1 protein-coding gene is annotated in these 1,312 nt (G+C 37.3%); it reads left to right on the plus strand.

The window, feature by feature from the left end:
* Positions 1–109 precede the first annotated feature (109 nt).
* A complete protein-coding gene (locus WMO23_RS11310) occupies positions 110–1,246 on the plus strand; it encodes an AAA domain-containing protein (protein ID WP_349174122.1) in 1,137 nt (378 codons plus the stop codon).
* Positions 1,247–1,312: the final 66 nt, after the last annotated feature.

Genomic DNA, 1,312 nt, shown 5'->3' on the forward strand with positions numbered 1-1,312 from the left:
CGACAGGATGTCTCAGCTTATGCAGCAATACGATGTTGCTTATTGAATCGATTTACACAAAACTCTTGACACACCCCAGATTATAGTTGATGGGCATGCGTTACGAAATGTGGAAGAGGCTGAATTGGCTATAAAGAAAACTCGGCGTGACTTAGCGTATCATACTGTCAGAAATATGTGGGCAGAAAGATTTGATAATTTTACTGATGTTCCCGAATTAGAAAAACTTACGGGTAATATAGTTATCCAACTAAGAGATTATGAGAATAAAATAAACAGGGCTCTTTTGTGGAATCATACGTGGTATGCACAATACGTTGAATTATTAAAAAAAGCGGGATTCAATTTAAAATTATTAAAATCTGAACTTGAGTATAGTAAAAATATCTCTAGCTATGAACATTATTTGACAACAAATATATTTGATTATGTTAAAATAGTAAGCTTTTTTTTGGCGGAAAGAAAAATTCGTCAAGAGATTGATTATGCAAAAACGATATTTGATGATAAACGTTTGGCAAATTCTGACTTATGCCATGAAATCTTAAAGGCATTAACTTACAGGGATGGAACCGCATACGAAGAAGCATACCATAACTATAGCATTGTTTGGGGGAAACGAGATATTTATGCGATGCGTGAACAACTTTTGTCAAAATTGGAAAAATATGCTTTTGATTGGGCAAAATCGATTCGTTCACGTACGGGTAGCAATGGCAAAGCGAGTATGCCTGATACTTTGGAGAAACTCTGGATGCTTAAACAATTTGAATATATACTGGATGAATTATTTGCCATGCCCCTTGAGAAGCGAGAAAAGCGAGTTGATGATTACTGTGTACAATTACGTGATTGCACAACTCGGTTAGCCAATCAATTAGCCTGGTATCATCTAAAATGCAGATTGGATGGCAAACAAGAAATACAAAGTGCAGTAGCCAGCTACGCATCACTTATCAAACGAGCTGGCAAGCGGACGGGGAAACAGGCACCTAGATTATTGAAACAAGCAAGAGAACAAATGAAAATGGGGCAGAAAGCCGTACCTGCTTGGATTATTCCCGTTTATCGTGCATTAGAGACTTTTGACCCGGTAGATACAGTATTTGATGTTGCTATTATTGATGAAGCTAGTCAGTCCTCTTTGGAAGCCTTAGTTATTACACTTATGGCGCATAAGATTATTGTTGTCGGTGATGATAAACAGGTCAGCCCGATGATGGTGGGGGTTAATTTGGGAGTGTAAAATAGTTTGTGTAAATCGGTATTGCATGAATCTACTTTATGCCCCATACTGGGGTAAACAAAGATA

Origin of the sequence: Megasphaera intestinihominis (genome assembly GCF_040096415.1) — a bacterium.
Classification (GTDB): Bacteria; Bacillota; Negativicutes; order Veillonellales; family Megasphaeraceae; genus Megasphaera; species Megasphaera intestinihominis.